Annotated in this window: 1 protein-coding gene; it reads left to right on the top strand. The window is 47.5% G+C overall.

Annotated features, from left to right (window positions below; genetic code table 11):
- Window positions 1-315: 315 nt before the first annotated feature.
- On the top strand, window positions 316-566 hold a 251-nt coding region (locus DXB92_RS13010), incomplete at its 3' end, for a hypothetical protein (RefSeq protein ID WP_187118458.1).

The following is a 566-nucleotide window of genomic DNA, read 5'->3' on the forward strand; positions in this document are numbered from 1 at the left end:
TCCCCATGTAACCGCCCTGTTTGCCCTGTGTGGGCTTTCAGAGCACTTGCCGAGAAACTGCCCAAAGTCAAAACCAGCCCCACACAGGCGAACTGTGCGGGGCTTGGTTGGTGGCTGCGATTTCCGGAGATGCCTTTTCCATTGTACTGTATTTTACCATAGAAAAGCAAGTTTATCCAGTGTCAGATCCACCAAATATACAGCAAAAACAACGCCTTATGTTCTGTACATTTAGCCGCTTGCTATACGCCGAAAGGTATGGTAATATACAGTTACCGAAAGGGAAAACAACCAAAAAAATGGAGGAAAAACACAATGGTAGCATACGGAATCGCAAAGGCAAGAGCAATGGCAAACAGAACGGACTGGAACGAAAGAACCGAAATCACAAAGGCGGTCATCACCTGGTTTGATGCGGACTACGAATACGAACTGGAGATTGAAAACGAGGACAGGATGGACAACGAGGAGTTCACCGCATGGGTTGAGGAAAACGCAGAAAGCCTTGCAAAGGCAGATGCCGAGGAAAACGGAACGACCTTTGAGGAAATCGACAGCATCGACTT

The organism is Ruminococcus sp. OM06-36AC, assembly GCF_003438725.1.
Classification (GTDB): Bacteria; Bacillota; Clostridia; order Oscillospirales; family Ruminococcaceae; genus Ruminococcus_C; species Ruminococcus_C callidus.